This window comes from Paenarthrobacter sp. CC6 (assembly GCF_040560085.1).
GTDB classification, from domain to species: Bacteria; Actinomycetota; Actinomycetes; order Actinomycetales; family Micrococcaceae; genus Arthrobacter; species Arthrobacter nicotinovorans.
In genome coordinates, this window is the sequence record NZ_JARDAN010000005.1 from 431,595 (window position 1) to 455,526 (window position 23,932).

The window sequence follows — 23,932 nt, forward strand, 5'->3', positions numbered from 1 at the left end:
GTCCAGGGGCGCGGGGCGGCGCCACGAGATGTGAGTTGTTATACAAGCATGTATTACGAGCTTGTGCAACCTGTCACATTCATCCGGTACAGTGTCGGTAACCCATTCCAAGTGAGGCCTCCCTTGACCGACAAAGCCGTCCAGTTCCTGTCCCGCCCCATAGCTACCCAGCCCGGGCAGCCCCTTCGTGTTGCCGCGTACTCGCGCATCGCAGAGGCGATCCGGACAAAGATCCTGCCGCCGGGTTCGCTGCTCCCCACCGAGACCGAGCTGGGCACCATGATGGACGTCAGCCGCACCGTGATCCGGGAAGCGTTGATGTTGCTGGAAGAAGACGGCCTCACCCGGGCACGCCGTGGAGTCGGACGGTTCGTGGCTGATTCACTGCCCAGGATCGGCATTGAACACATCCGCCCGTTCGATCAACTCCTTGGCGGGCCGGACCAGGACATCCAGGTCAAGCGCGTGGCAGCCATCAAACAACCGGCGTCGGAGTTCGTTGCGCCGGGTATCGGAGTGGAGCCCGATGAGGACGTCTGGTTCTGGGAGAGCGTGCTCATCCGCAACGGCGAGCCCGTGGCCCACCTCCAGGAAAACGTTGCACAGAGAATTCCCGAAGCCGACCAACTCGCCGAGGCCGCAGAGGCGCCCACGCTTTCCGCGTCCACACTCCTGGAGGTGCTCAGCGGACTACCCGGCGCTTCCCTGGGACCCGGCGAATGCGAGATCAGCCTCAGTACGGCCGGGCCAAGCCGTGCAAAGCTGCTGGGACTGCGCCCCTCTGATCCGGTGCTGGTCCTCACCCAGTACGTGCGCCGGAACGGCTCCCCGTTCTACCTCGCAAAATGCCTCGTAGCCGCGAAAGCCGGCCACCTCTCCGTCATCCAGTCCTCCTGACATTCAGCTGACTTCTTCCAAAAAGGACCTTCCATGAGCACTCCCCTGCACTCTTCCGCGCCCATTTCCAGCTCCACGCTCACGGTGGTGGGCAGCATCAACCTCGACATCACGGCAACGGCCAGCCGGCTGCCCTCCCCCGGTGAAACCGTCGGTGGAGCAGTCCTCCGCCAGCAGCCCGGTGGGAAGGGCGCCAACCAGGCAGTTGCTGCGGCCCGGCTTTCCGGCCGCTCCCGCATGGTGGGGGCCGTTGGCCAGGACGACGCCGGCCGGACACTTCTGGACGCAATGGCCGGTGCCGGCGTCGACATCCACAGCGTTGCCCGCGTGGAAGCGGCGACGGGAACTGCCTTGGTGCTGGTGGACAGCGACGGCGAAAACCAAATTGTGGTGTGCCCCGGCGCCAACGGCTCAGTGGCCTTGGACGGGGTGTCATTCGGCGAAGAAGAAGCCCTGCTGTGCCAGCTCGAAGTGGACCAGGACGTGGTTCTGGAAGCTGCCCGCCGCGCACCGGGATTCTTCGCACTCAACGCCGCACCGGCTGCGCCGATCCTGCCGGAACTCCTGGAGCGCTGCGATCTGGTAATCGTGAACGAAACCGAATATGAGCTGATCCCCGCCCTCAAGAATGCGCCGCTGGTCGCGGTGACCTACGGCGGCGAGGGCTCGGCAATCTTCGTCGACGGCGAACGCGTCGCCGAGGCTCCGGCGGTAAAGGTGACGGACATCGCCAACACCATCGGCGCGGGCGACGCCTTCTGCGCAGCCCTGGTCCTTGCCTTGCAATCCGGCTTGGACCACAGCCATGCCTTGGCCGTAGCCAACGCCGTGGGCGCTGACGCTGTCCGCGATGCCTCGTCCCAGCCCGCCTTGCAGTCATTGGAACACTACATTGAGGCGACGCGCTTGCCTGATGCAGCGGGTTCCGCCGCCACCAAGTAATCCGCCCACCGCTTCAGGGCAGTCTCCACAGGCGGATGATGCAATCCGTGTGCCTCAGCCAAGGCGAGCGCCGCCGCGGTGGGATACCGCTCTTCCGAGAGGAACGACAACGTCTCCGGATCCGCGCCGGTGAGTTTGGGCGGGAGACTCTTCAGAAGAGCACTGGGGATTCTCAACCACGGGACCCTGACCTTCAGGTGCTTCCCGAGCATGCGCAACAGTTCCGGCAACGGCGGCGTGGCGTCGTCGAGCACCCAGTACGAGGCGTCTTCCGCCTCGGATGTGATGGGGACCAGCGCCATGAATGACGCCAGGTAGTCCACAGTCACCACGGGGACGAACGTGCGGTTGTTCCCGGGCAGTGCGGGCAGCTTTCCACGGGAGAGGTCCATGACGCTCGCCGCGAGGCCCAGACCCTGCTGCGACTCGCCGTTGACGGAATCTCCGATCACGGAGGCCGGATTGACCACGGTGAAAGGGACGCCCAGGGAACGCGCTGTCGCTTGCACCACGGCGTCGGACTCCACCTTGGAGCCTTCATAGGCGCCCAGGTGTTTGTATTCCCTGGCGCGGCGCGAGTCGTCCCACGGCACCTCGTTCGGGTCTTGGCCGCCCACCCGGTAGCCGGACAGATGGACCAGCCTGGTCAGCGCCGGCAGCTGCGAGGCGAAACGAACCACGCGTTCTGCGCTGGTCACGTTCGCGGAGTAGGCATCATCGGCCGTCATGCCAAACGCGAACGCACCGGCGACATTGTGGACTTCAGTCACGGTCCGGAATTCGTCCGACCCAGGATCAACACCCAAGCCGGCGTCGTTGAAGTTCACGAGCACGTGCTTTGCGGTGCCGTCGGCATCGTGACGCGCGAGCCAGTCCGCCAGCCGGTGGAAGGAATCTTCGCTGCGCACCGCGGCTGTGACGGTCACCCCCTAGTGCAGGAGTTCCCGCACCAGCCACTGCCCGATGTGGCCCGTGGCTCCGAAAACGAGGGCATGGCGGAGGCTCATGCGCCTGTTCCGGCCTGGGTTGCTGCCAGCAATGTTTTGAGCGTCCCGGCGGCTGCGTCCATTGGCTGGGTGGACTTGTGGGCGCGGGACAGGATGAGCGAGCCCTCCACCAGGCAAATGATCGATGTCGCCAGGCTATGGGCGTTTCCCTCTTCCACCCCGAACGTGGACAAGTAGCCGGATACGGCCTGGATCCATCCGTCGTAGACGCGGCTGCACGCCTCCCTCAGCGGCTCATTCTCCGATGCCGCGTCCAAGGCGACGGAGGAAACGGGACAACCTGCCTGATAATCGCTGGTTTCCAGGATGTTTTTGAGTTCGGCAATGAGTGCGTCCACTACCGCCGCAGGTGAGGTGGCCGTCGTCGTGGCCTTGCCAATCAGTTCTCCGAAGTGATCGCCGGCCAGCGCCACGGCGGCAACGCCGAGCCCCGTCTTCCCTTCGGGGAAATGGAAATAGAGCGAGCCTTTGGGAGCACCGGACCGGGCCAGGACAGTGTTGAGTCCGGTTCCGTGATAGCCGTGAAGTTGGACCAGATCAAGCATGGACTCGACCAAACGCTGCCGGGTTGCGATTCCCTTGGGGTATGAAGAAGACATATCTAGATAATAGACCAGTCTATATATTACTTCCACAAACAGCCGGGTTAGGTGCTACAGTTGCTACGATTGCTACGGAGGATCATCATGACAACTATTCCCCACCGGGAACTGCGCAACCAGAGCAGCAAGATTCTGGAACGCGTCAAGAATGGCGAAGTCATCGACGTCACCAATAACGGCCAGGTCGCGGCCACCCTCATTCCGCCATCCGCTTCGCCCTTTGAACGATTGCTCCAAGCAGGAAGCATCCGGCCTGCGATCGAGTCACCCGTGGACTTCCGCCTTGTGGCGCGTGTCAGCAGCGATATGACCACGGCCGACATCCTGGCTGACCTCCGCGGGGACCGGTGATCGTTTACGCGGACACCTCCGCGATTCTTAAGCTTGTTGTGGATGAGCAGGAATCTGAAGCTCTGGCCGCGCATCTCCAGGGAGTCCGGTTAGCTGGAGGTCACTTGGTGGCTTCCATGCTCCTCTACACCGAGCTTCACTGCGCTGCACGCCGACGCAGCCTTCCCTTTGACCAAGTCAACGACGTCCTTGCCGGCCTCAACCTTGTTGATGTCACCCGTTCGGATCTAATGTATGCCTCAGCGCTGCCCAGGCAACTTCGGAGCGCAGACGCCATTCACTTGGCAACCGCCATCCGGCTTCAAGTGGACTCCGTGGTGGCCTATGACCAGGAACTGTGCTTGGCCGCGAAGGAATCCGGGCTCACGACCACGTCGCCCGGAACCTAGCCAGACCTACCCCACGATCCGGAAGTCATCGAACTCCCCTGTACCGTCGGAGAGTTCGAAAGCCACCTTCTCAACGTGGCCCGGCGCCTGCGTGGACTGGAGCCACTTCACGAGGCGGTCAACGTCGGCTGCCGAACCCTCGGCAAGCAACCGGACGGAGCCGTCGTGATCATTGCGGACCGTCCCAGTCAGCAGGAGTTCGTCGGCCTTCCGGGCAGTCCAGTAGCGGAAGCCCACCCCCTGGACGATGCCGGTGATGCGGGCTGTGAGCCGAAAGGTCCCGTCAGTCATGGCTCCACTTTAACCAGCCCCGCCCTCGTCCGGCCCGTTCACCGTATAAGGGCGTGCGGGCCTGACAAGGGCGGGATCCAGCAGCAAACAAGCTAGCCGATCACGATGTCGCGCGTTTCGTGGCTGTAGGTGATGGTGACCGTGCCGCCGTCGTGGTTCAACTCGTGGTTGGCGCCGTCACGGACGCCGAACGCACCGTAGTTCTCGTCCCACGAGCGGTTCAGGGCCACTTTGTAGGTGTAGAAGCCGGCAGGCAGTTCAGCCGTCAGCGTCCATACCTGGACCAACGGGTTGAACGTCATCTGGGCTTCGTCATACTGCGGCGCCCAATCCTCGGGGGCGCCAAGGATCTTGTTGAAGTCCCCGGCAATCGCGACGGCGTCCGGCTGCGGCAACGTCTCGACGGCGGTGGCCGCCTTGCCCTTGGCCGGCGCCTTGCGCGTGGTGGCCTTCTTTGCAGCAGGTGCGGCTTTCGCCGCGGCAGCCTTGGTGGCAGTGGCCTTCGGGGCCGACACCCTGGCGGCGGCAACCTTCGGCTCGGCCACGTCGGTGGCCGCTTCCTTGGGTGCGGTCACTTTCTTCGCAGCAGCACGCTTGGTCGCCGCTGCCTTCTTCGCCTGGGGCTTCACCGGCGGCGCGGTGGGAACCGGGACGTCGGCTGGTACCGGCGTTCCGGCGTCGAGCGCTGCTGCAAAAGCTGCAACGTCGCCGAACGCGACCGTCGCACGCAAGCCGTCCTCGGGAATGGTCCAGCCCGAACGTCCCTTGACCAGCCAGCCGGCCTTGACCAACTTGGCCGAGGCGGAGGTGAGCGTCTTGTGGCCGCGCGGAATTCCGCCACTGAGCAGTTCGGCCTCGTGGTCGTTGAAAGGAACGCGCGCAGTCGCTTCGGCCAGCACTTCGCCGGCGTTCAGCGTTGCCCCGGACCATACGCCCTCTGCGAGGATGTCCAGGACGGCCTTCAGACGAAGGTTGGTGTTCTCGGCGGTGTTCGCGCCCATGCTTCTCCTTCTACGGTGGTTATTCCCTTGCAGTTTGCCAATGAATTGTTAATTCCCGCGACTGCAGTTGGTAAACACCGTGTGTCGTGACTGAGTGTGACATCACAATCGCCGCAAGTGATCTACGGGTCTCGGCTGGAGCGGTTCAGGCCCGCGTCACCGATGATTTGACCCACTCTGTGACCTCGTCCAGGAGCTCTGTCTTGCACGCCTCGCTGGCGAAGGATGACCGGATCGAATTGGCAGCCAAGGTAGCCTGCTCGGGCACCGAGAACTTCAGGACCTCAACCAGCTTCCCGAAGTTATCGTCCACGTACCCGCCAAAGTAGGCGGGGTCGTCCGAGTTGACGCAGACGTTCAGGCCGATCGCCAGCATTTCGGGAAGCGGGTGGTCCTCAAGCTTGTCCACGGCGCGAAGCCGGACGTTGGACAGGGGGCAGACCGTCAGGGGCACCTGCTCGGCCACCAACCGCTGCACCACGTCGGTGTCTTCCATGCACCGGATGCCGTGATCGATCCGCTCAACATGCAACACGTCCAGCGCCTCCGTGATGTAGGAGGCGGGGCCTTCCTCGCCGGCGTGGGCGATCCTTCGCAGCCCGGCCTCGCCTGCGCGCTGGTACAGGCGCTCAAATTTCGACGGCGGATTGCCCACCTCGGCCGAGTCCAGGCCGATGCCAGCAATGGGAGCATGCATGGCAAGGAGCTGGTCCAGCACTTCCAGCGCGGATTCCTCGGACATATCCCGCAGGAAGGCGGCAATGAGGAGGGTGGAGACACCAAAGTCCTCTTCCGATGTTGCCAGGGCCTTGGCCACGCCGTTGACGCAGGTCTCCAAGGCCACTCCGCGTGAGATGTGGGCCTGGGGGTCCATCATGATTTCCGCGTGCCGTACTCCTCCGGCGGCGGCGCGCTCCAGGTAGGCGCGGGTCATGTCCGTGAAATCCTGTTCGGTCTGCAGGACGGCCATGTTTGCGTAATAGAGGTCCAGGAAGGACTGCAGGTCGGAGAATTCATACTTCCCGCGCAGTTCTTCGATGTCTTCATAGGGCAGTTCAATGCCATTGCGTTCGGCCAGGGCAAAGATCAGCTCTGGCTGGAGGGTCCCTTCGATGTGCAGGTGCAGTTCGGCAACCGGGGGTGCCGGGGTGGTTGTTTTCTCGCCAATAGTTTCCACCCTGCAACTCTAGGCCCGAACACGGGCACGTGTCCCGGAGCACTCAACTTGGTTCTCACGCCCGGCACCCTCAAACTGAAAGGATGCAGACTTTCCTCCCTTTCGCCGATTTCCGTCAGAGCGCTGCGGCACTCGACACGTCAAGGCTCGGCAAACAGCGCGTCGAAGCACTCCAGGTCCTCCGCGCGTTGGTGATCCCGGAGTACGGCTGGCAGTCCCACCCGGCGGTCCGCATGTGGATGGGCCACGTTCCGGCACTCACCATGTATGGCCTGGCCATGGCCGACGAATGGATGGAACGCGGCCACCCGGACAACACCCGCACCAACATCGCGGAGTTCGCACCGCAGGCCGCCCACCCGGACTACGCGTCCAGGATCATCATGCCGCCGTGGCTGGGACACGAGGACCTGCACCTCAGCCACCGTTCAAAACTGATCAGCAAGGACCCCAAGCACTACACACAGATCTTCCCGGGTACCGAGGAAAAGCTGGAATACGTGTGGCCGGAGCCCAAGCATGAGTTCCACCCGGAAGATCCCGAAGAGGACAGCCTGTGGATCCTGCGCTCCAACGTCGAGGATCTTCGTCCCGAAGAGCTCACCACCGTCAGCATGCCTCCGCATGGCAAGGCCCGTTCCACGGCGCCGGCAGACCCCGACGAGTACCAGTTCGTCTACGCCGAGGAAAAGTCGCGGCGGCAAGTGAAGGGCCCCAAGAAGCGCCCGGTGAAGCAGCTTGAGAAGAAGCCCACGCGCAAGCGCCAGGCCCAGGAGCAGGCGTTCAACACCCTGCCCGGCAAGACCGAACTGGCCGTCCCGTTCGACGGCGGCCAGACCTTCGCCGTCGGCCTTATCCATGGGCGCCCCATCACCGTGAACGGCCGCTTCGCACGCAACTTCGAGGTCACCAGCGTGATCAAACGCTCCGACTTCGACTACCCGGCGCTGTTGCAGGATCCCCGGGTGTTCTTCCCGGTCCCGACACCCGCGCAGTAGCGGCACGTTTCCACCAAGGCAGGGAGGGCCATGGATTTCCAGCACATCATTGAGGCCGTTGGCAGGTACATGGATGCTGCGGGGGTGGCCGTCATGGTGGTTGGAGCTTTGGTTTCCATCCCCATGGCCCTGCGCGGCTACCAGCCGGAACGGGCCAGGGGCTTGGCACCGTTCACCCCGTACCGGGCCTACCGGCAGTTGCTGGGCCGCTCCATCCTGTTGGGCCTTGAGCTCTTGGTGGCGGCGGACATCATCCGTACCGTCGCGGTGACGCCAACTTTCGAGAGTGTCGGCGTCCTGGCGATCATCGTGCTCATCCGGACCTTCCTCAGCTTTTCGCTCGAGCTGGAAATAACCGGCCGCTGGCCGTGGCAGAAGGAAAAAAGCCCGGACGCCGCCGAGCCGCTACGATCGGATGCATGACGCAGCCGTGGGGACCGGACATTCTTGGCGAAGGCTTTGAACAGCAAACGCTGAAGCTCGACGGCGACGCTGTCGCCACCTTGGTGCGTTACGTCGGTTCCGGTCCGCAATGGCTCGATGCTCCGGAGGGCGTTGGCCTCGACGCAGACGTCCTCTACGTTCATGGCTGGTCCGACTACTTCTTCCAACGCCACCTCGCCGAATTCTGGCACCGGGCCGGGGCGCGCTTCTACGCCCTGGACCTGCATAACTACGGCCGCAGCCTGCGGCCTGGACTGGTACCGGGGTTCGTCACCAACCTCACGGATTACGACGCCGACATCGCGGCCGCCTTGGACGCCATGGGGCGTTCAGGTGCGCCGGGTGAAGACCGTCCACTCATCCTGCTGGGACACTCCACCGGCGGGCTGACACTAAGCCTCTGGGCGCACCGCCATCCCGGTATGGCCTCGGCACTGGTCCTCAACAGCCCGTGGCTGGAGTTCCAGGCCACCGAACTTGGCCGCCGCGCGATTGCGCCGCTTGTGGGTCTCCATGCCCGGCTCCACCCGCTGGCGCCGCTGCCGCCCGTGGATCCGGGAATTTACACCCGTGCAGTCTCAGCAGCCCTCGACGGCGAATGGGACTACAACCTCGACTGGCGCCCCGACCGGGGATTCCCCATCACGCCGGCATTCCTGGACGCTGTGTTCCGCGGCCAGGCAACAGTCGCCGCAGGTCTGGGCATCGACACACCCGTGCTCGTGTTGCTCTCCGACAAGAGCTACCTGCAACCGAAGTGGTCCGCCGATGCGCTCACTGCGGACGTGGCACTGAACGTGGACGCCGTGGCCCACCGTGCCCTGTCCCTGGCGGACACAGTCACAGTGAGCCGGCTGCCGAACGCCTTCCACGACATCTTCCTCTCCCCGGAACCCATCCGCAGGGAAGCGTTTGAGCGCATCGGCCGCTGGCTGCCCATGGCCCTGCAACCGGCCGACGCCATGGAGTGGGAAGCCAGGACTGCGGGCTTGTAGCCCGCGCCCGGTCACGCCGTTGTTGGCCCGCTGCAGTGGGCCATGCAGCCCGCAGCAGCACGGAGGGTACGCCAGCGAGGGCAGCACGCGGGGATCCGTAGGCGGCAGGCCTACTTGCCAAGCCCCGCCCGGCGCAAGGCCTCAGCCATGGCGGTGTTGGCCGGAGCTGCTGGGGTCTGCTGGGGTTTGCCCTGACGCGGGTTGCGTTGTTGCGGGCTGCCCTGGTCTTGCCGCTGGCCCGGCTGACCGCCGCGCTGACCCGACTGGCCGCCGCCCCGCTGGCCCGGCTGACCGCCCGAGTCGCGCCCTCCTGCTGCACGCCCACCCGAGGTGCGGCCACCCGCAGAGCCGGGTTCGTCGTCGAGCCTGAGCGTCAGGGAAATGCGCTTGCGCTCCGGGTCGGCCTCCAGCACCTTGACGCGGACCACTTGGCCGGACTTCACGATTTCGCGCGGATCAGAGACGAACTTGTTGGAAAGGGCCGAGACGTGCACCAGACCGTCCTGGTGCACCCCGACATCCACAAAAGCGCCGAACGCGGCAACGTTGGTGACCGTACCTTCCAGGATCATGCCCGGCTTGAGGTCGGAGATCTTCTCGATGCCCTCGGAGAACGACGCCGCCTTGAACGCCGGACGGGGGTCGCGGCCGGGCTTCTCGAGTTCGGACATGATGTCCTTGACCGTCGGCAGGCCGAAGGTACCGTCAACGAACGCCTGCGGATCCAGCGCCGTGGCGGGACCCCCGCCGGCTGCCACCAGGATCTTGCGGGCCACGGAATACGCTTCGGGGTGCACGCTGGAGGCATCCAGGGGCTCCGCTCCCCCGGTGATCCGGAGGAAGCCGGCGCACTGTTCGAACGCCTTGGCCCCCAAACGGGGAACCTTCTTGAGGTCGCTGCGCTTGGCGAACGGACCGTTCTCGTTCCGGTAGGCCACGATGTTTTCGCTCAGCAACGGCCCGACGCCGGCCACGCGGCTCAGCAACGCAGGCGAGGCGGTGTTCACATCCACGCCCACGGCGTTCACGCAGTCCTCCACCACCGCATCCAAGGACCGGTCCAGCTTCGCGGCAGTGACATCGTGCTGGTACTGGCCCACGCCGATGGACTTTGGCTCGATCTTCACCAGTTCCGCCAAGGGGTCCTGGAGGCGCCGTGCGATGGACACAGCGCCACGCAGCGAAACGTCCATCCCGGGAAGTTCCGAAGCCGCCAAGGCAGATGCTGAATAAACAGAAGCCCCGGCCTCGGAGACAACAAGCTTCTGGATCCCCTTGGAGCCGGCAGCTTCAAGGGACTTGATCAGCTCGGTGGCAAGCTTGTCCGTCTCACGGGATGCCGTTCCGTTGCCGATCGCCACGAGTTCCACGTTGTGCTGCTTGGCGAGCCGGCCCAGGGTTGCCAAGGCTTCGTCCCATTTCCTGGCGGGAGCGTGGGGGTAGATCGTGTCCGTGGTGACCACCTTGCCGGTGCCGTCCACCACAGCCACTTTCACACCCGTCCGCAGACCCGGGTCCAGTCCCAGGGTGGCCCGGTTGCCGGCCGGGGCGGCGAGCAGGACGTCGCGAAGGTTGGCCGCGAAGACGCGCACAGCCTCGTCCTCTGCGTCAGCGAACATGCGGCCGCGAAGATCCGTGGTGAGGCGGTCCAGGATCCTGCCACGCCAGGCGAGCTGAGCCGTCTGCATCAGCCAAGCATCGGCGGGACGGCCCTGGTTGGCGACGCCGAGGCACTTGGCCACAGCGTTCTCGTACTTGCCGCGGGCGGCGGCCAGGGCGTCGTCGTCGGCCGGGTCTGCTTCGGCGAGATCCAGCTCAAGGACGCCGTCCTTCTCGCCTCGCAGCAGGGCAAGCACGCGGTGCGACGGCATCCCGGACGGCACCTGCGTGAACTCGAAATAGTCCTTGAACTTCTGGCCCTCGGCCTCCATGCCCTTCTTGACGCGGGAGACCATGCGGCCTTGCTTCCACAGGCGTTCCCGGAGGTCCTCGGCGAGGTCCGGGTCCTGCCCGACGCGCTCCACCAAAATGGCACGGGCACCGGCGAGCGCCGTGGCGGCGTCCTCGATGGAGTGCTCGCTGTTCAAGTACTTGGCGGCTTCGGCGGCGGGGTCCAGCTGCGGGTTGGCGAGAAGGACGTCGGCCAAGGGCTCGAGACCGGCTTCGCGGGCGATCTGCGCTTTGGTGCGCCGCTTGGATTTGAAGGGAAGGTAGATGTCTTCGAGCCGGGCTTTGGTATCGGCCCCGACGACGGCGGCCTCCAGTTCCGGGGTCAGCTTGCCTTGCGAGGCAATCGCCTCGAGGACGGCCTTGCGACGTTCTTCCAGCTCACGAAGGTATCTGAGGCGCTCTTCGAGGTCACGCAGCTGGGTGTCATCGAGCGTCCCGGTGACTTCCTTGCGGTAGCGGGCGATGAAGGGGACGGTGGATCCGGCGTCGAGCAGTTCCACCGCGGCCTTGACTTGCCAGGCTTTGACGCCGAGTTCTTCTGCGATTTGTGCGTGGATGGCGGAGTCGGCTGACTGGTGTTGGAGATTTGAAGTCACCATGACAGTTTGCCTCACGAGGGCTTGCCTGTGGGAACGGGCCGCGAGGCGTTCCCGTGGCGGGAGTGCCTCGCGGCAGCTGGCCTTGCCCTCCGGCGTGGTTTAGTGCGCCATGTGCTCCTTGGCGGAGATGTGCTCCACCATTTCGCCGAGGCGCTGCTCGGCGTAGTGGTTGCGGGCAATGTCACCCTGGCTGATGATGCCCACCAGTTTGTGGTCGCTGATGACGGGCAGGCGGCGTACCTGGTGCTCCTCCATCATGGCCACGGCGTCGTCAACGCTGGCATCGGCGTCCACCCAGTAGGGCTTGCCGCCGGCGAGCTCGCTGGCTAGGACTTGCCGGGCGTCCTTGCCCTCGGCCAAACACTTGACCACGATGTCGCGGTCCGTGATGAAGCCGGTGAGCTTGCCGTCATTGCCGCAGATGGGAAGCGAACCGCAGTCCAGGTCCCTCATCAGCACGGCGGCTTCCTGGAGAGTCTTGTCCTCGGCGATGCACTGGGCATTCGTCGTCATGAATTCACGCACGGCACTCATGGGTCCTCCTTCATCGATTGGGATTATCGACGCGGGGCCCTTCGGCTCCAACGCCGATGATGCCAGACTACGCCCGCCAAGTAGCCGTGACCAGAAGGATTTCAGTCCTCCGCGATGTCCTCGGCCCAGAGTTCCGGATGCTCATCCTGGAAGGTGCGCATCATGTCCACGCAGCGTTGGTCATCCAGCACAATGACCTCCACGCCTCGTGAGCGCAGGAGCTCGAATTCGCCCGGAAACGTCTCGGCCTCACCAACCACCACGCGCGGAATCTTGAACTGGATGATGGTCCCGGTGCACATCGCGCACGGGGCAAGGGTGGTGTACAGGGTGGTGTCGCGGTAACTCTTTTGCCGGCCGGCCGCACGCAGTGCCGACATTTCCCCATGCGCAATGGGGTCGCCGTGCTGGACGCGCTCGTTATGCCCGCTTGCTATGACTTCTCCGGCCCTCGCCAAGGCGGCTCCGATGGGGATTCCGCCCTCGTTGAGGCTCTTCTGCGCGGCTTGGTAGGCGGCTTCGAACGCGGGATCTGCTGTGGGCATTGTTTCGGTCATGGGTGCAGTCTAAATCGGAGGGAGGCTACATTGCCGGGCTATATTGTCGGGGCCCGCTGATAGCTTGGCTTGCAAGGGTATTCACAGCAAGGAAGGCAGGTGGCCCGCGGTGTTCTTTCTCGATCCGGAGCCGGCAGGCGCCCCGCAGGATCTGGTCTTCTCGGCCAGCGATCTGGTGATCGCGGCTACCTGCGAGTACCAATTGCTCCGCAAGCTCGACGAAAAACTGGGCCGCACTCCGAAGCCGGATTTCCCTGCCGATGCCATGCTGGAACGAACTGCGGCACTCGGCGACGTCCACGAACACCGGGTTCTGGAGGAATTCGTGGACCGGTTCGGCCAGTGGGACCCGGCCACGGGAACCGGGGTTTACGACGTCGTTCCCGCCACTGCGATGGACCGCGGCACGCTGAGGGCCAAGCATGCGGAATCCCTCGATGCCTTGCGTGCCGGTGCGGATGTCGTTTTCCAGGCCGCCTTCTTTGATGGCACGTTCCACGGTCGATCCGACTTCCTGGTCAAGCGGCCAGGCGGTCAGTATGCAGTGTTCGACACCAAGCTGGCGCGCCACGCCAAAGTCACAGCCCTCCTGCAGCTGGCCGCCTATGGGGACCAACTCATTCAGGCCGGCATCACACCGGACCCCCAGGTCACCCTGGTGCTGGGCAACCGGGTCCAGAGCGATCATCCGCTTTCCCAAATCCTGCCCGTGTTCAAGGAACGCCGCGAACGGTTCCTCGGAATGACCGCTGCGCACCGTTCAGGCAGCGAACCGGTTGCCTGGGGCGACCCCCGGTACTCTGCGTGTGGCCGCTGCGACTACTGCGCGGAGCAGGTCCAGCTGCACCGGGATCTGCTCATGGTCGCGGGCATGCGTATCAGCAGACGCAAGAAGTTGATCGAGGACGGCGTCACCACCATCGACCAGTTGGCCGCCCTGCCGGCCACGGGCGATCCCACCCTGCTGCGGCTCCGGGAACAGGCGAGGCTCCAAACGGGAACCGGGACCCCGGACGGCACTGTCGAGTACACGGACGCGTCCGGAGAAGCCAAAGCAATCAGTTACAACGTGCTGGCTGACAACACGCTGGGACGCCTCCCGACGCCGGACCCCGGCGACATCTTCTTCGATTTCGAAGGCGACCCCCTGTGGCAGGATCCAGCTACCGGAAAATGGGGCCTGGAATACCTGTTCGGTGTCGTGGAGAACCCTGTTGAGCCCGGCGCATCTCCGGTGTTCCGTCCCTTCTGGGCGCACTCCCGGACGGAGGAAGGCCAGGCGTTCGTGGACTTCCTGGAATACGTCGCCAAGCGCCGCGCACAATATCCGGGCATGCATATCTACCACTACGCTGCTTACGAAAAAACTGCACTGCGTAATCTTTCCCTGACACATGTGGTGGGTGAAACCGCCGTCGACGACCTCCTGCGCGAAGGCGTCCTCGTGGACCTTTACGACACCGTACGGCACAGTATCCGGATTTCCTCGAACTCCTACAGCATCAAGAAACTTGAGCCCTTGTACATGGGCCAGCACCTCCGCTCCGGTGACGTGACCGACGCTGGCGCGTCCGTGGTGGCCTATGCGGATTTCTGTACGGCCCGGGACACCGGACAGGCTGCCGTAGCCGCTGAGATCCTGGAAGGTATCCGGGACTACAACGAGTACGACTGCCTCTCCACGCTGGAACTGCGCAACTGGTTGCTTGCGCGGGCGGCGGAACGCTCCATCACTCCCGGATCGTTCCGCGACGAGACCGGTGACACGCAGCCAGGGAACCCGAAAGACCGGGACGCGAACAGGTACGAGGCCGCACCCGAAGAGACGGCACTGTTCGACTACCTCGCCGGGCTCCCGGAGGCCGAACGAGCCACTCCGGATGCCCTGGCCATCCGCATTGTCGCAGCGGGTGTCGGCTACCACCGGCGTGAAGACAAGCAGCATTGGTGGGGCCACTTCGATCGTCTTGAGAAACCCACCTCCCAATGGGACGACGCCCGTGACTTGTTCATCGTGGACCATGCCGAGTTGCTGCAGGACTGGGCCAGGCCAACGCCCCGCAGCAACCCGGTCCGGATCGTCAAACTGCTTGGACGTTCCGGTGACGGTGCGGGGTTGGATCCGGGCAAGAGCTACTTCAGGATGTACGGCTCCCCGCTGCCGGAGGCCCTGTCAGCGAAGGAATCATCAGTTCTCGGCCGCGCCGGCTGGAGCAACACGAAGGTCACCGAAGTGGGCGAAGACGGGGACTTCGAGTCAGTCGTCATCGCCGAAAGCCTCCGCAAGGACTCCACGGAGTTCACCCAACTGCCCATGGCCTTGACCCCTGACAGCCCCATTCCGACGAACGGTCAGAGGGCAGCGCTGGCAGCTTTGGCCACCAAGCTCCGGGACGGGTTGCCCACATGGCCCAAGGACGCGGCGCTGGATCTGGTCCGCCGACAACCACCCAGGCTGCGCAGCCTCGACGCACTGCCCGCTGTTGGGTCCGGGCCCGACGGATACATTGACGCAATTACCGCCGCAGTGAAGGACCTTGACCATTCCTACCTGGCGGTCCAGGGCCCTCCGGGGAGTGGAAAAACCTACGTTGGCGCGCACGTCTTGGCCCGGCTCGTGGCCGAGGGCTGGAAGGTCGGCGTCGTGGCACAATCACACGCCGTGGTCGAGCACATGCTGTGCGCCGCCGTGGAGAAGGCCGGGGTGGACCCGATGCGGGTGGCCAAAGAGGTCAAACACAACGACCCCGTGCCGTGGAACGGGTGCGGGAAGGCCGACGTGGCGGAGGCGTTGTCCATGCCCGGCGGTGCCCTGATCGGCGGCACAGCCTGGGCCATGGTGGGCAAGGAGGTCCCTGCGGGAGCCCTGGACCTGCTGGTCATCGACGAAGCAGGCCAGTTCTCCCTGGCCAATACCATGGCCGTCAGCCGGGCAACCAAGCGGCTCCTCCTGCTGGGTGATCCCCAGCAGCTCCCGCAGGTCACTCAGGGGACGCACCCTGAGCCCGTTGACGAGTCAGCACTGGGCTGGTTATCCGACGGATACAACACATTGCCGGCTGAGCTTGGCTACTTCCTGGCGCTGTCATGGCGCATGCATCCGGATCTGTGCAGTGCCGTGTCCGAGCTCTCGTACGACTCCCGGCTGGAAGCGGCACCCGCAGCCTCAGAGCGCTGGCTGGAAGGTGCCGGCCCGGGAATTTCGTGCGTTTACGTCCACCACACCGGGAACTCGACATCCTCAGCCGAGGAAGCGGCGGAAGTCCTCCGGCAAGTGCAGGCCCACCTCGGCCTGACATGGCACGACCCCTCCCACTCCCCGAAAAGCCCATCCCCGGAGGGCCGTGCTTTGGAGGGCCGTGCCCTGGACGAGAGCGACATCCTGGTGGTCGCGCCCTACAACGCGCAGGTACAGCTCATCAAGCATGAACTCCACGCTGCCGGCCTGAACAAGGTCCGGGTAGGGACAGTGGACAAGTTCCAAGGCCAGGAAGCTCCCGTGGTCATCGTGTCCATGGCTGCATCCGCCGCCGGAGAAGTCCCTCGCGGCATGGAGTTCCTGCTCTCACGCAACCGGATCAACGTGGCGGTCTCCCGCGGACAGTGGCGGGCCGTCGTCGTGCGTTCTCCCGAACTGACCAACTACCTGCCGACACATCCGGAAGGACTGGAAAACCTGGGCGGCTTCGTGGCCCTCTGCCAGCGGAGTTTTTGTACACTTACTGCCCTTTAGAGGACGTCTTAAGGGCGTCTGCTGTACAAAAACTCAGGGCCTCATCCAGGACACGGCCAAAGTTCGCTGCGTCGTGCGCGAAGCGGCCAAGGAAGAGGCCGGAAACACCCGTAAGTCGGGGCAGGAGGCCGGGTTTCGCCGAGCCCCCGTAGATCACGGGAAGGCCCGGCAAAGCGTGCTGCGCCAAAGCCTCCCGCAAGGCGCCGACCACCTGGGAAACGTATTCGGCCGAGGCCGGTTCGGGAGCGCCAATGGCCCACACCGGCTCATACGCAATCACGAGCCGGGCAGCCACGGCCCAGTCGCCGGACACGGCCGCCTTGATCTGGTGGAAGACAATCTCTGCTGCGGCCTCCGGCGCGCAGGCCTCGGTCTCGCCAACGCACAAGAGCGGAATAAGGCCGGACCCGACGGCGGCGCCCACCTTCAGTGCCACCACCGCATCGTCTTCGGCAAAGTGCCGGCGGCGTTCGGCGTGCCCGATTTCCACCAGGCCAACACCAAGCTCAGCGAGCATCGACGGCGCTACCTCACCAGTCCAGGGCCCGTCGGACCAACCACAGTTCTGCGCGCCGAGGACCAGCGGCGAGTCAGCCACCAGCGCAGCCGCTGCAGGGAGGACCGGGAACGAGGGGATGACAAACGGGACTACCCGCCCGGCCGCGAGGGCCGGACGGGCGTCCACTTCTGCCACCAACTGCTCCAGCCACGCGAGGCTGCGGGCGTACCCCATGTACATCTTGGTACTGACTCCGATGTACAGGGCGTCCTGAGAGGTCATGGCTGCTGCGTTCATTACTACTTGTCCAGCAGCTCGTCGGCCTTGTTGGAGAAGACGCGGGTGCCGAACATCATCACCGCGGCCAGGAAGGGCAGGACCCCAAGGGCGTAAACACCCATGGTCCCCGTGTCCGAGGCCGTCATCTGGTTGACTGAGGTGCGCAGGATCGGTGCGACGAAACCGCCCAGGTTACCCAGGGAGTTGATGAGGCCGATGCCTGCAGCTGCAGCCGTTCCGGTGAGGAACGCCGTCGGGTATGACCATGCGATCGGACCGATCGCCAGGAAGCTGCACACCGCCAGGGTGATAAAGATGATGCCGAGGACCGGCTGGTGGTTGGCGCCGGCCCAGGCGGAACCGAAGATGCACAGACCTGTGGAGACGAACAAAGCCGTGCCCCAGCGGCGCCGGCGGAGGACCGTGTTGGCTGCCTTCCCGATGAAGAAGCAGGCAAAGATGCCAAAGAACCATGGGATGGCGGTCAGCAGTCCGACGGCGAGCCCTACCTTTTGTCCTGTCAGCTGGGACACCTGTTGGGGAAGGTAGAACGTGACACCGTACACCGCGATCTGCAGGCAGAAGTAGATGACGGTGAAGTACCAGACCTTGCCATTCTTCATCGAAGCCATGACGCCGCGGGGGCCGGATTCTTCCTTCACGGTGTCTTCCAGCGCCATGACATCGGTCAGGGCCACCTTTTCTTCCTTGCTCAGGAACTTGGCATCCTGGGGGCTGTTGATGAGGAAGAAGAAGGCAGCAATACCTGCCAGGACAGCGAGCATGCCTTCGACGAAGAACATCACCTGCCACCCGGCAACCCCCGGAACCTGGTCACCAATGTTGATGAGCCAGCCCGAGAGCGGGGCGCCGATCATCTGCGAGAACGGCTGGGCAAGGTAGAAGATGGCGAACATCTTCACACGGACCTTGTTGGGGAACCATGCGGCGAGGAACATGATCACGCCGGGGAACAGCCCGGCTTCAGTCACGCCCAGCAGGAACCGGAGGATGATGAACGAGGTTTCACCCTGCACGAACGCGAAGCAAGCGGACACTATCCCCCACGTGACCGCAATGCGTGCAAGCCACATTTTCGCGCCGAACTTGGTCAGCAGCAGGTTGCTGGGGATTTCAAACAGGGCGTAGCCGATGAAGAAAATACCGGCACCCAGGGCGTAGGCCCCGGCGGTGATGCCCTTGTCCACACCGAGTGCCGCTTCGGCGAAGCCCACGTTGGTGCGGTCAAGGAAAGCTACTACGTACAGGATGACCAACATGGGCATCAGCCGGAATGAAGCCTTGGATATGGCCGATTTCAGGACCGGCGAATCCAGCAATTCCTTGGTGGAACTCGAGGCAACAGACATCGAAACTCCTCTTTGAGTAGTCAATTGGGGGGAGATAACCTCAGCGCGGGCTATCAGCGCGGGAAGAAAATGAGCACCAGGCCCACGACGCAGACGACGACGCCCACGGCAAGGTAGATCTTTCTTTCTCGGGTCCAGGTCTTCATCGGCGAAGGCCTAGTGCATGTACAGTCCGCCATCCACATTCAGCGTCTGGCCGGAGATGTATCCGGAGTCCTCGCTGATGAGGAAGGCGATGGCGGCGGCGATGTCACGCGTGGAGCCCACGCGGTTCACTACCAGGTCCTTGGTGAGTTCATCTTTGCGTTCCTGGCTCAGCGTGCCACCCATGATGTCGGTGTCGATGGGCCCCGGTGAGATGGCGTTGACGGTAATGTCGTACTCCCCCAGCTCGCGCGCCGTAGCACGGGTCAGTCCGATGACGCCCGCCTTTGCTACGGAGTACGGGGTCTTGGAGAACGTGCCGCCGCCACGCTGGGCGGAAACCGATGAAATGTTGACGATTCGGCCGATGCGGTTCTTCACCATGGACTCGGCAACGCGCCGGGTGGCGTAGTGGACGCCGTTGAGGTTGATGTTCAGCACGCGGTCCCACTCGGCCGGCTCGAGCTCGAGGTAGCCGATGGGCGAGCTGACGCCGGCAACGTTGGCCAGTGCCACGATCTGGGGCAGTTCTGCCTCAAGCTCGTCAATGGCTGCACGTACTTCGGATTCGCTGGCAACGTTGGCGCCTACGCCGTGGGCTAGGACACCGTATTCGGCGGCGATCTCCTTCGCGGCAGCCTTGCAAGCAGCGTCGTCGAGGTCGATGATGCCGATGTTCCAGCCCTGCGCGGCGAGGTAGTTGACGGTGGCGCGGCCGATGCCGCGCTCGGAAACAGCACCCGTGACGATTGCGGTGCGTTCTGCGGGGAAAGTCATGTGGTTTCTCCTGGATTAGTTGATCGGGGCCGGGCCAAGCTCTTCAATGAGCTTCTGCATGGCGACGTAGGCCTTGTTGCGGTAGGCGATCAGTTCCGGGGTGCGTTCTGCCGGAACATTGAGGAAGCCCGCACCGGTCTTGGTGCCGAGCTTGCCGGCCTCCACCAAGTCGGAGAGGATCTTCGGCGTCGCGAAGCGCTCCGGGAATCCGGTCTGCAGCGACTTGTAGCAGAAGTTGTAGACATCCAACCCGGCCATGTCCGCAATGGCGAACGGACCGAAGAAGGGCAAACGGAAGCCGAACGTCGTGCGCACCAGGGTGTCGACGTCGTCGGCTGTTGCGATTCCCTGCTCCACCAGCTGTGCCGCCTCGTGGAACAGCGCGTACTGCAGGCGGTTGAGGACAAAGCCGGTGACGTCCTTCACGACGGCGGTCTGCTTGCCGGCCGCGTGGACGAGGTCACGCGAAGCGGACACCGTTGCCGCGGAAGTACCTGCGTGGGGAATGACCTCCACGCCGGGAATGAACGGTGACGGGTTGGAGAAGTGGACGCCCAGGAAACGCTCCGGGTTTGTCACGGCCTCGGCCAGCGCCGCAATGGAAATCGTTGAGGTGTTGGAGCCGATCACTGCATCCGGACGGGCTGCGGCGCTGATCCGTGCGAGCGTCTGGTGCTTGATCTCCAGCACCTCGGGAACGCATTCCTCAATGAAGTCGGCGTCGGCAACAGCTTCCTCGATGTCCTTGGCAGCCCACAAGTTCTGCTTGAGGATCTCCGTGGAGCCTTCAGGGAAAAGGCCGTCCGCGATGAACTGCTCGGACTCCACCAGGAGGCGGTCGTAATTCTTCTGCGCAACTTCGGCGGACACGTCAGCCAGCGCAACGCGTGCTCCACCGAGTGCCAGGACCTGCGCGATTCCGCCGCCCATGTAGCCGGAGCCAACGACGGCGATCTTCCGGGCTGCGTTGTTTACAGCGGCTTCAGTGGTTTCAGTGTCTTCGGAAACGGTCATGATCAGACTGCCTTTGTGTAGTCGGGCTCGTACGAGCAAATGGCGTCCACCTTGGCGGCGGAGGATGAGTTTTCGTCAAAACGGTGGCTGAGCCACTCTCCGACCAGCTTCTTGGCCAGTTCACGGCCAATCACCCGCTGGCCGAGGGTGAGGACCTGTGCGTTGTTGCTCAGGACTGAACGTTCCACGGAGTAGCTGTCGTGCGCGGTGACTGCGCGGATACCGGGCACCTTGTTGGCTGCGATGGCCACACCCAGTCCCGTTCCGCAGATCAGCAGTGCCCGGTCCGCTTCGCCTTCTGCCACCTTGCGGGCAGCGTCAACGGCCACGTGCGGGTAGGCAGTGGAATCGTTGGGACCCACGCCGACGTCGGTCACTGACGCAACACGCGGGTCAGCTTCCAACAGGGCCAGGAGGGCGTTCTTGTATTCCACTCCGGCTTCATCGTTGCCGACGATGATGCGCCAGCCTGGTGTGTTGCTCATTCTGATGCTCCGTTTCCGGCCGCTGTGGAGGGAGCCGCGGCGGCCAGTTGTGAATCGATGTGGTGGGAGATCCTTGCGGCGATCAGGCCGAAGGACACTGCACCGGGATCAGGGTGGCCGATGCTCTTCTCGGCGAGGGGACGTGCGCGGCCCTTGAGCGGCCGGAGGTCAGCGGTATTGGCGGCAGCGGACTCGGCCGCTGCAGCGGCGACTGCCAGTGCGCGGTCAACTGGAGCTCCGCCGTCGAGTTCTGCAAGGAAGGCGTCCCGGAACGGCAGGAGGGCATCCACCATGGTCTTGTCACCGGGATCGGCCTTGCCGAGTTCGGTGATGGCGCTGGTGAAGGCTTCCACCGCAGCGGCGGCATCCTTGGAACTGTAGGACTCCCGGTTTCCGAGCGACAACCCGGCTGCGATGACTGCCGAACCCCACAGCGCCCCCGAAGTGCCACCGGCCCGCTCACTCCACGCCTCACCGGCGCTGGCAAGAATCCGCGCAACGGAAGAACCGCTCGCAGCTTCTCCGGCCTGCGCGGCGGCATCCACGCCGCGGCGCATGCCGATACCGTGGTCGCCGTCGCCGGCGATTGCGTCCAGCTTGCCGAGCTCCTCTTCATGCTCGACGACGACGTCCCGCACCTGGGCGAGGACCGCAATGGCCTGCCGCCCGAGTTCGGCGGCAGCCGGGGTGGGCTGTTCGACGTCGGCGGTTTCGGCGTCGTCGATGGCCGCAGCCGCGCGGGCTGCGCGCGGTGCCATGCTGCCCTTTCGGAAGGCGGGAGTGTCGGCGGGTGCTGCCCAATACTGTTCGAGTTCTTCGTCCAGCCACAGCAGCGTCAGCGAGAGTCCGGACATGTCCAGGCTGGTCACCAGCTCGCCGCATTCAGGTTCAACGACCGTCAGTCCTGCGGCACTGAGCAGTTTTTCGATCTTCCCGAACAGCAGGAAAAGTTCGTCGTATTTGACGGTGCCCAGTCCGTTGACGATCGCTACGACGCGGTCCCCTGCGTCCTCCGGCTTGTCGGCCAGCAGCTTGGACACCAGGAGATCGGCGAGCTCGGAGGCCGTGGGCATGGGGTGCTCGGAGATGCCGGGTTCGCCGTGGATCCCCAGGCCGAGGGACATCTGGCCGGCAGGGACATGGAACAGCGGATCCGTGGCTCCCGGGAGCGTGCAACCGTCGAACGCCACACCGAGGGAACGTGTGCGGTAGTTGGTCTTGATGGCCAATCGCTCGACGTCGTCGAGGTTCAGTCCTGCTTCTGCGGCGGCGCCGGCGATTTTGAAGACCGTGAGGTCCCCTGCAATGCCGCGGCGCTTTTCGATCTGCTCAATAGGCGCACTGGCGATGTCGTCGGTGACGGTGACCGTGCGGGTTTCGATGCCCTCGGCGTTAAGCCGCAGCTGGGCCTGGCCGAAGTGGAGGACGTCGCCGGCGTAGTTTCCGTAGCTGAGGAGGACTCCCCCGCCCGCATTGGCTGCCTTGGCCACGCGGTAGACCTGGCCGGCCGCCGGGGAGGCGAACATGTTGCCGCACGCCGAACCAGCCGCAAGGCCGGGTCCGACGAGTCCTGCGAAGGCCGGGTAATGCCCGGAACCTCCACCAACCACCAGCGCCACCTGGCCGGCGGGTACTTCGGTGGAGCGCACCACTCCGCCGTCCACCCTGGCTACGTAGCCGCGGTTGGCAGCGACAAAACCGTCGAGGGCTTCGTCGGCGAAGTCTGCCGGGTTGTCAAAGATCTGTGTCATTTCGCGGCTCCTGCCAACGCTGCCGCGGGCTGCTGCCGTCCCTGGGCGACCTGGCTCGTGCCCAGCGCATAGCCATCGGACTTGGGGAGGACGTGCCGGCGGAGGTAGTCCTGGTTGCTGGCGGTCACGCTGAGGCCGTCTCCGCCGTAGTGCTCAGTGCAGAGGATGCCCTGGAAGCCCACCGAAAGCGCCACTTTGAAGGCCTCGCGGTAGTTGATGAGTCCGCTTTCCATCGGGGCAGGCATGGTGATGTAGCTGTCGCGGGCTACGTCTTCGTCGCGGATGTAGTTCTTCATGTGCCAGTAGTTGGAGTACGGGAGGGTCTTGGCCACCATTTCCCGCCAGTCCTCAATGGGCCTGTGCAGGCGGATCAGGTTGCCAAGGTCCGGATTCAGGCCAACGTTGTCCAGGCCGATGTCCTGGACCAACTGGACGGAAGAGTCGGAGGTGCCCAGGTAGGTGTCCTCATACATTTCCAAGGAGAGCAGGATGCCGGCCTCTGCTGCGTGCTTTCCGAGTTCCCGGATACGGGAGACCGCGTTGCCCCATGCTTCCTTGTCCCCGACCGGATCCTTGTAGCCCTCCACGGTCCAGAACCACAGTTGTTTCTGCTGCTCGGCAGTGATGGCCTGGTGGAGTCCGATGGAGACAACTTCGCAACCGAGCTCTGCGGCGGCGTCGATGGTGCGGTGGCTGTAGGCGAGGTTGTCGGCCCAGTCCGTGCTGTGGATGACGCTGCGACGAATTGCTGAGATCACCGGCATCCCGATGCCCACATGGTCCGCGATCTGCTTGAACTCGGCGAGGCGGTCCTTGCTGAGGTCTCCCGGACGGACCCAGCTGTCGGTCAGGTCGGCGTTCGCGAACCCTGCTTCCTTCACTTCCTGAAGGACTTCGGCCCAGACGGAAGCATCGGCGTCGTTGATGTCCCGGCCCGTGCTGTCGGTGCCCGGGAACTGCAGGAGGGCCGCTGTAATGGGCCAATTCTCGGCGGTATACGCCATGATGATCACTCCTTCGTGGAATCCTGTTTCCTATAGGATTTACGAACAGAGAGGAACTGTCAAGCCTTTTCGGAAACTTCCTAGATCCTATATGTCATACATATGTCTGTGAAGGGGGTCACAGGATCTGGTGACGGGGCGC

Annotated in this window: 23 protein-coding genes; 8 read left to right on the top strand and 15 right to left on the bottom strand. The window is 64.1% G+C overall.

What is annotated here, in order from left to right; translation table 11 throughout:
• Positions 1-123: 123 nt before the first annotated feature.
• Both PV760_RS04445 and PV760_RS04450 read left to right on the top strand, forming a co-directional pair.
• Positions 124-897, top strand: a complete 774-nt coding sequence (locus tag PV760_RS04445) for a GntR family transcriptional regulator (RefSeq protein WP_018777144.1) — start codon at positions 124-126, stop codon at positions 895-897.
• A gap of 33 nt (positions 898-930) precedes the next feature.
• Positions 931-1,839 (top strand): ribokinase, encoded by a 909-nt coding sequence (locus tag PV760_RS04450; protein ID WP_354627239.1) that lies wholly within the window; start codon positions 931-933, stop codon positions 1,837-1,839.
• Here PV760_RS04450 and PV760_RS04455 read toward each other — a convergent pair.
• The gene (locus PV760_RS04455; RefSeq protein ID WP_354627240.1) at positions 1,785-2,765 is read right to left on the bottom strand and encodes an SDR family oxidoreductase; all 981 of its coding nucleotides are present in this window, start codon (positions 2,763-2,765) and stop codon (positions 1,785-1,787) included. The two genes, PV760_RS04450 and PV760_RS04455, sit on opposite strands and share 55 nt — an antisense overlap.
• A 77-nt stretch (positions 2,766-2,842) precedes the next feature.
• The gene (locus tag PV760_RS04460) at positions 2,843-3,445 is read right to left on the bottom strand and encodes a TetR/AcrR family transcriptional regulator (RefSeq protein WP_354627241.1); all 603 of its coding nucleotides are present in this window, start codon (positions 3,443-3,445) and stop codon (positions 2,843-2,845) included.
• Positions 3,446-3,532: 87 nt separating this feature from the next.
• Between PV760_RS04460 and PV760_RS04465 the strand changes: the two genes are divergently transcribed.
• Both PV760_RS04465 and PV760_RS04470 read left to right on the top strand, forming a co-directional pair.
• On the top strand, positions 3,533-3,799 hold the full coding sequence (locus tag PV760_RS04465; RefSeq protein WP_039240147.1) for a type II toxin-antitoxin system Phd/YefM family antitoxin: 267 nt from the start codon (positions 3,533-3,535) through the stop codon (positions 3,797-3,799).
• Entirely contained in the window at positions 3,796-4,188 is a 393-nt protein-coding gene (locus PV760_RS04470; RefSeq protein ID WP_018777139.1) for a type II toxin-antitoxin system VapC family toxin, read from the top strand. Before PV760_RS04465 ends, PV760_RS04470 begins: the two co-directional genes overlap by 4 nt.
• 6 nt (positions 4,189-4,194) lie before the next feature.
• Here PV760_RS04470 and PV760_RS04475 read toward each other — a convergent pair whose 3' ends face one another.
• From PV760_RS04475 to PV760_RS04485, 3 genes are all read right to left on the bottom strand, one after another.
• Entirely contained in the window at positions 4,195-4,479 is a 285-nt protein-coding gene (locus PV760_RS04475) for an acylphosphatase (RefSeq protein ID WP_064722033.1), read from the bottom strand.
• A gap of 92 nt (positions 4,480-4,571) precedes the next feature.
• Positions 4,572-5,480, bottom strand: a complete 909-nt coding sequence (locus PV760_RS04480) for a pullulanase X25 domain-containing protein (RefSeq protein WP_039240145.1) — start codon at positions 5,478-5,480, stop codon at positions 4,572-4,574.
• A 145-nt stretch (positions 5,481-5,625) separates the two neighbouring features.
• Positions 5,626-6,657 carry an adenosine deaminase gene (locus PV760_RS04485; RefSeq protein WP_354627243.1) on the bottom strand — a complete coding sequence of 344 codons (1,032 nt, stop codon included), beginning with the start codon at positions 6,655-6,657 and terminating at the stop codon, positions 5,626-5,628.
• 83 nt (positions 6,658-6,740) lie between these two features.
• Here PV760_RS04485 and PV760_RS04490 point away from each other — a divergent pair, with 83 nt between their 5' ends.
• The 3 genes from PV760_RS04490 to PV760_RS04500 are packed head-to-tail and all read left to right on the top strand — an operon-like array spanning position 6,741 to position 9,094.
• Positions 6,741-7,655 (top strand): MSMEG_6728 family protein, encoded by a 915-nt coding sequence (locus tag PV760_RS04490; RefSeq protein WP_354627244.1) that lies wholly within the window; start codon positions 6,741-6,743, stop codon positions 7,653-7,655.
• A 30-nt stretch (positions 7,656-7,685) separates the two neighbouring features.
• A complete protein-coding gene (locus PV760_RS04495) occupies positions 7,686-8,078 on the top strand; it encodes a DUF1622 domain-containing protein (protein WP_055974461.1) in 393 nt (130 codons plus the stop codon).
• Complete coding sequence (locus PV760_RS04500) at positions 8,075-9,094, top strand: alpha/beta hydrolase (RefSeq protein WP_018777133.1); 1,020 nt, start codon at positions 8,075-8,077, stop codon at positions 9,092-9,094. The genes PV760_RS04495 and PV760_RS04500 overlap by 4 nt, the downstream gene beginning before the upstream one ends.
• Before the next feature lie 110 nt (positions 9,095-9,204).
• On the opposite strand, the gene PV760_RS04505 is transcribed toward PV760_RS04500, so the two are convergent.
• The 3 genes from PV760_RS04505 to PV760_RS04515 all read right to left on the bottom strand — a co-directional run bounded on the left by PV760_RS04505 (position 9,205) and on the right by PV760_RS04515 (position 12,734).
• Complete coding sequence (locus PV760_RS04505; RefSeq protein ID WP_354627245.1) at positions 9,205-11,643, bottom strand: Tex family protein; 2,439 nt, start codon at positions 11,641-11,643, stop codon at positions 9,205-9,207.
• A gap of 99 nt (positions 11,644-11,742) precedes the next feature.
• Positions 11,743-12,177, bottom strand: a complete 435-nt coding sequence (locus PV760_RS04510; protein ID WP_018777131.1) for a CBS domain-containing protein — start codon at positions 12,175-12,177, stop codon at positions 11,743-11,745.
• A 101-nt stretch (positions 12,178-12,278) separates the two neighbouring features.
• The gene (locus PV760_RS04515) at positions 12,279-12,734 is read right to left on the bottom strand and encodes a nucleoside deaminase (protein WP_026267077.1); all 456 of its coding nucleotides are present in this window, start codon (positions 12,732-12,734) and stop codon (positions 12,279-12,281) included.
• Between the two features lie 109 nt (positions 12,735-12,843).
• Here PV760_RS04515 and PV760_RS04520 point away from each other — a divergent pair, with 109 nt between their 5' ends.
• The gene (locus PV760_RS04520; RefSeq protein WP_354627246.1) at positions 12,844-16,467 is read left to right on the top strand and encodes a TM0106 family RecB-like putative nuclease; all 3,624 of its coding nucleotides are present in this window, start codon (positions 12,844-12,846) and stop codon (positions 16,465-16,467) included.
• On the opposite strand, the gene PV760_RS04525 is transcribed toward PV760_RS04520, so the two are convergent.
• The 7 genes from PV760_RS04525 to PV760_RS04555 form a co-directional block, all read right to left on the bottom strand.
• A complete protein-coding gene (locus PV760_RS04525) occupies positions 16,454-17,248 on the bottom strand; it encodes a triose-phosphate isomerase family protein (protein ID WP_354627247.1) in 795 nt (264 codons plus the stop codon). The genes PV760_RS04520 and PV760_RS04525 overlap by 14 nt on opposite strands.
• A gap of 17 nt (positions 17,249-17,265) precedes the next feature.
• Entirely contained in the window at positions 17,266-18,615 is a 1,350-nt protein-coding gene (locus PV760_RS04530; RefSeq protein ID WP_018777127.1) for an MFS transporter, read from the bottom strand.
• A gap of 156 nt (positions 18,616-18,771) precedes the next feature.
• Positions 18,772-19,536: an SDR family NAD(P)-dependent oxidoreductase gene (locus PV760_RS04535; RefSeq protein WP_189075992.1), complete on the bottom strand. Its 765-nt coding sequence runs from the start codon at positions 19,534-19,536 to the stop codon at positions 18,772-18,774.
• 15 nt (positions 19,537-19,551) lie between these two features.
• Positions 19,552-20,550 carry a 3-hydroxyacyl-CoA dehydrogenase family protein gene (locus PV760_RS04540; RefSeq protein ID WP_055974447.1) on the bottom strand — a complete coding sequence of 333 codons (999 nt, stop codon included), beginning with the start codon at positions 20,548-20,550 and terminating at the stop codon, positions 19,552-19,554.
• 2 nt (positions 20,551-20,552) lie between these two features.
• Positions 20,553-21,035, bottom strand: coding sequence for a ribose-5-phosphate isomerase (locus PV760_RS04545; protein ID WP_354627249.1), 483 nt, complete (start codon positions 21,033-21,035; stop codon positions 20,553-20,555).
• A complete protein-coding gene (gene dhaL, locus PV760_RS04550) occupies positions 21,032-22,786 on the bottom strand; it encodes a dihydroxyacetone kinase subunit DhaL (RefSeq protein ID WP_354627250.1) in 1,755 nt (584 codons plus the stop codon). The genes PV760_RS04545 and dhaL overlap by 4 nt, the downstream gene beginning before the upstream one ends.
• Positions 22,783-23,790: a sugar phosphate isomerase/epimerase family protein gene (locus PV760_RS04555; protein WP_354627251.1), complete on the bottom strand. Its 1,008-nt coding sequence runs from the start codon at positions 23,788-23,790 to the stop codon at positions 22,783-22,785. The genes dhaL and PV760_RS04555 overlap by 4 nt, the downstream gene beginning before the upstream one ends.
• Positions 23,791-23,932: the final 142 nt, after the last annotated feature.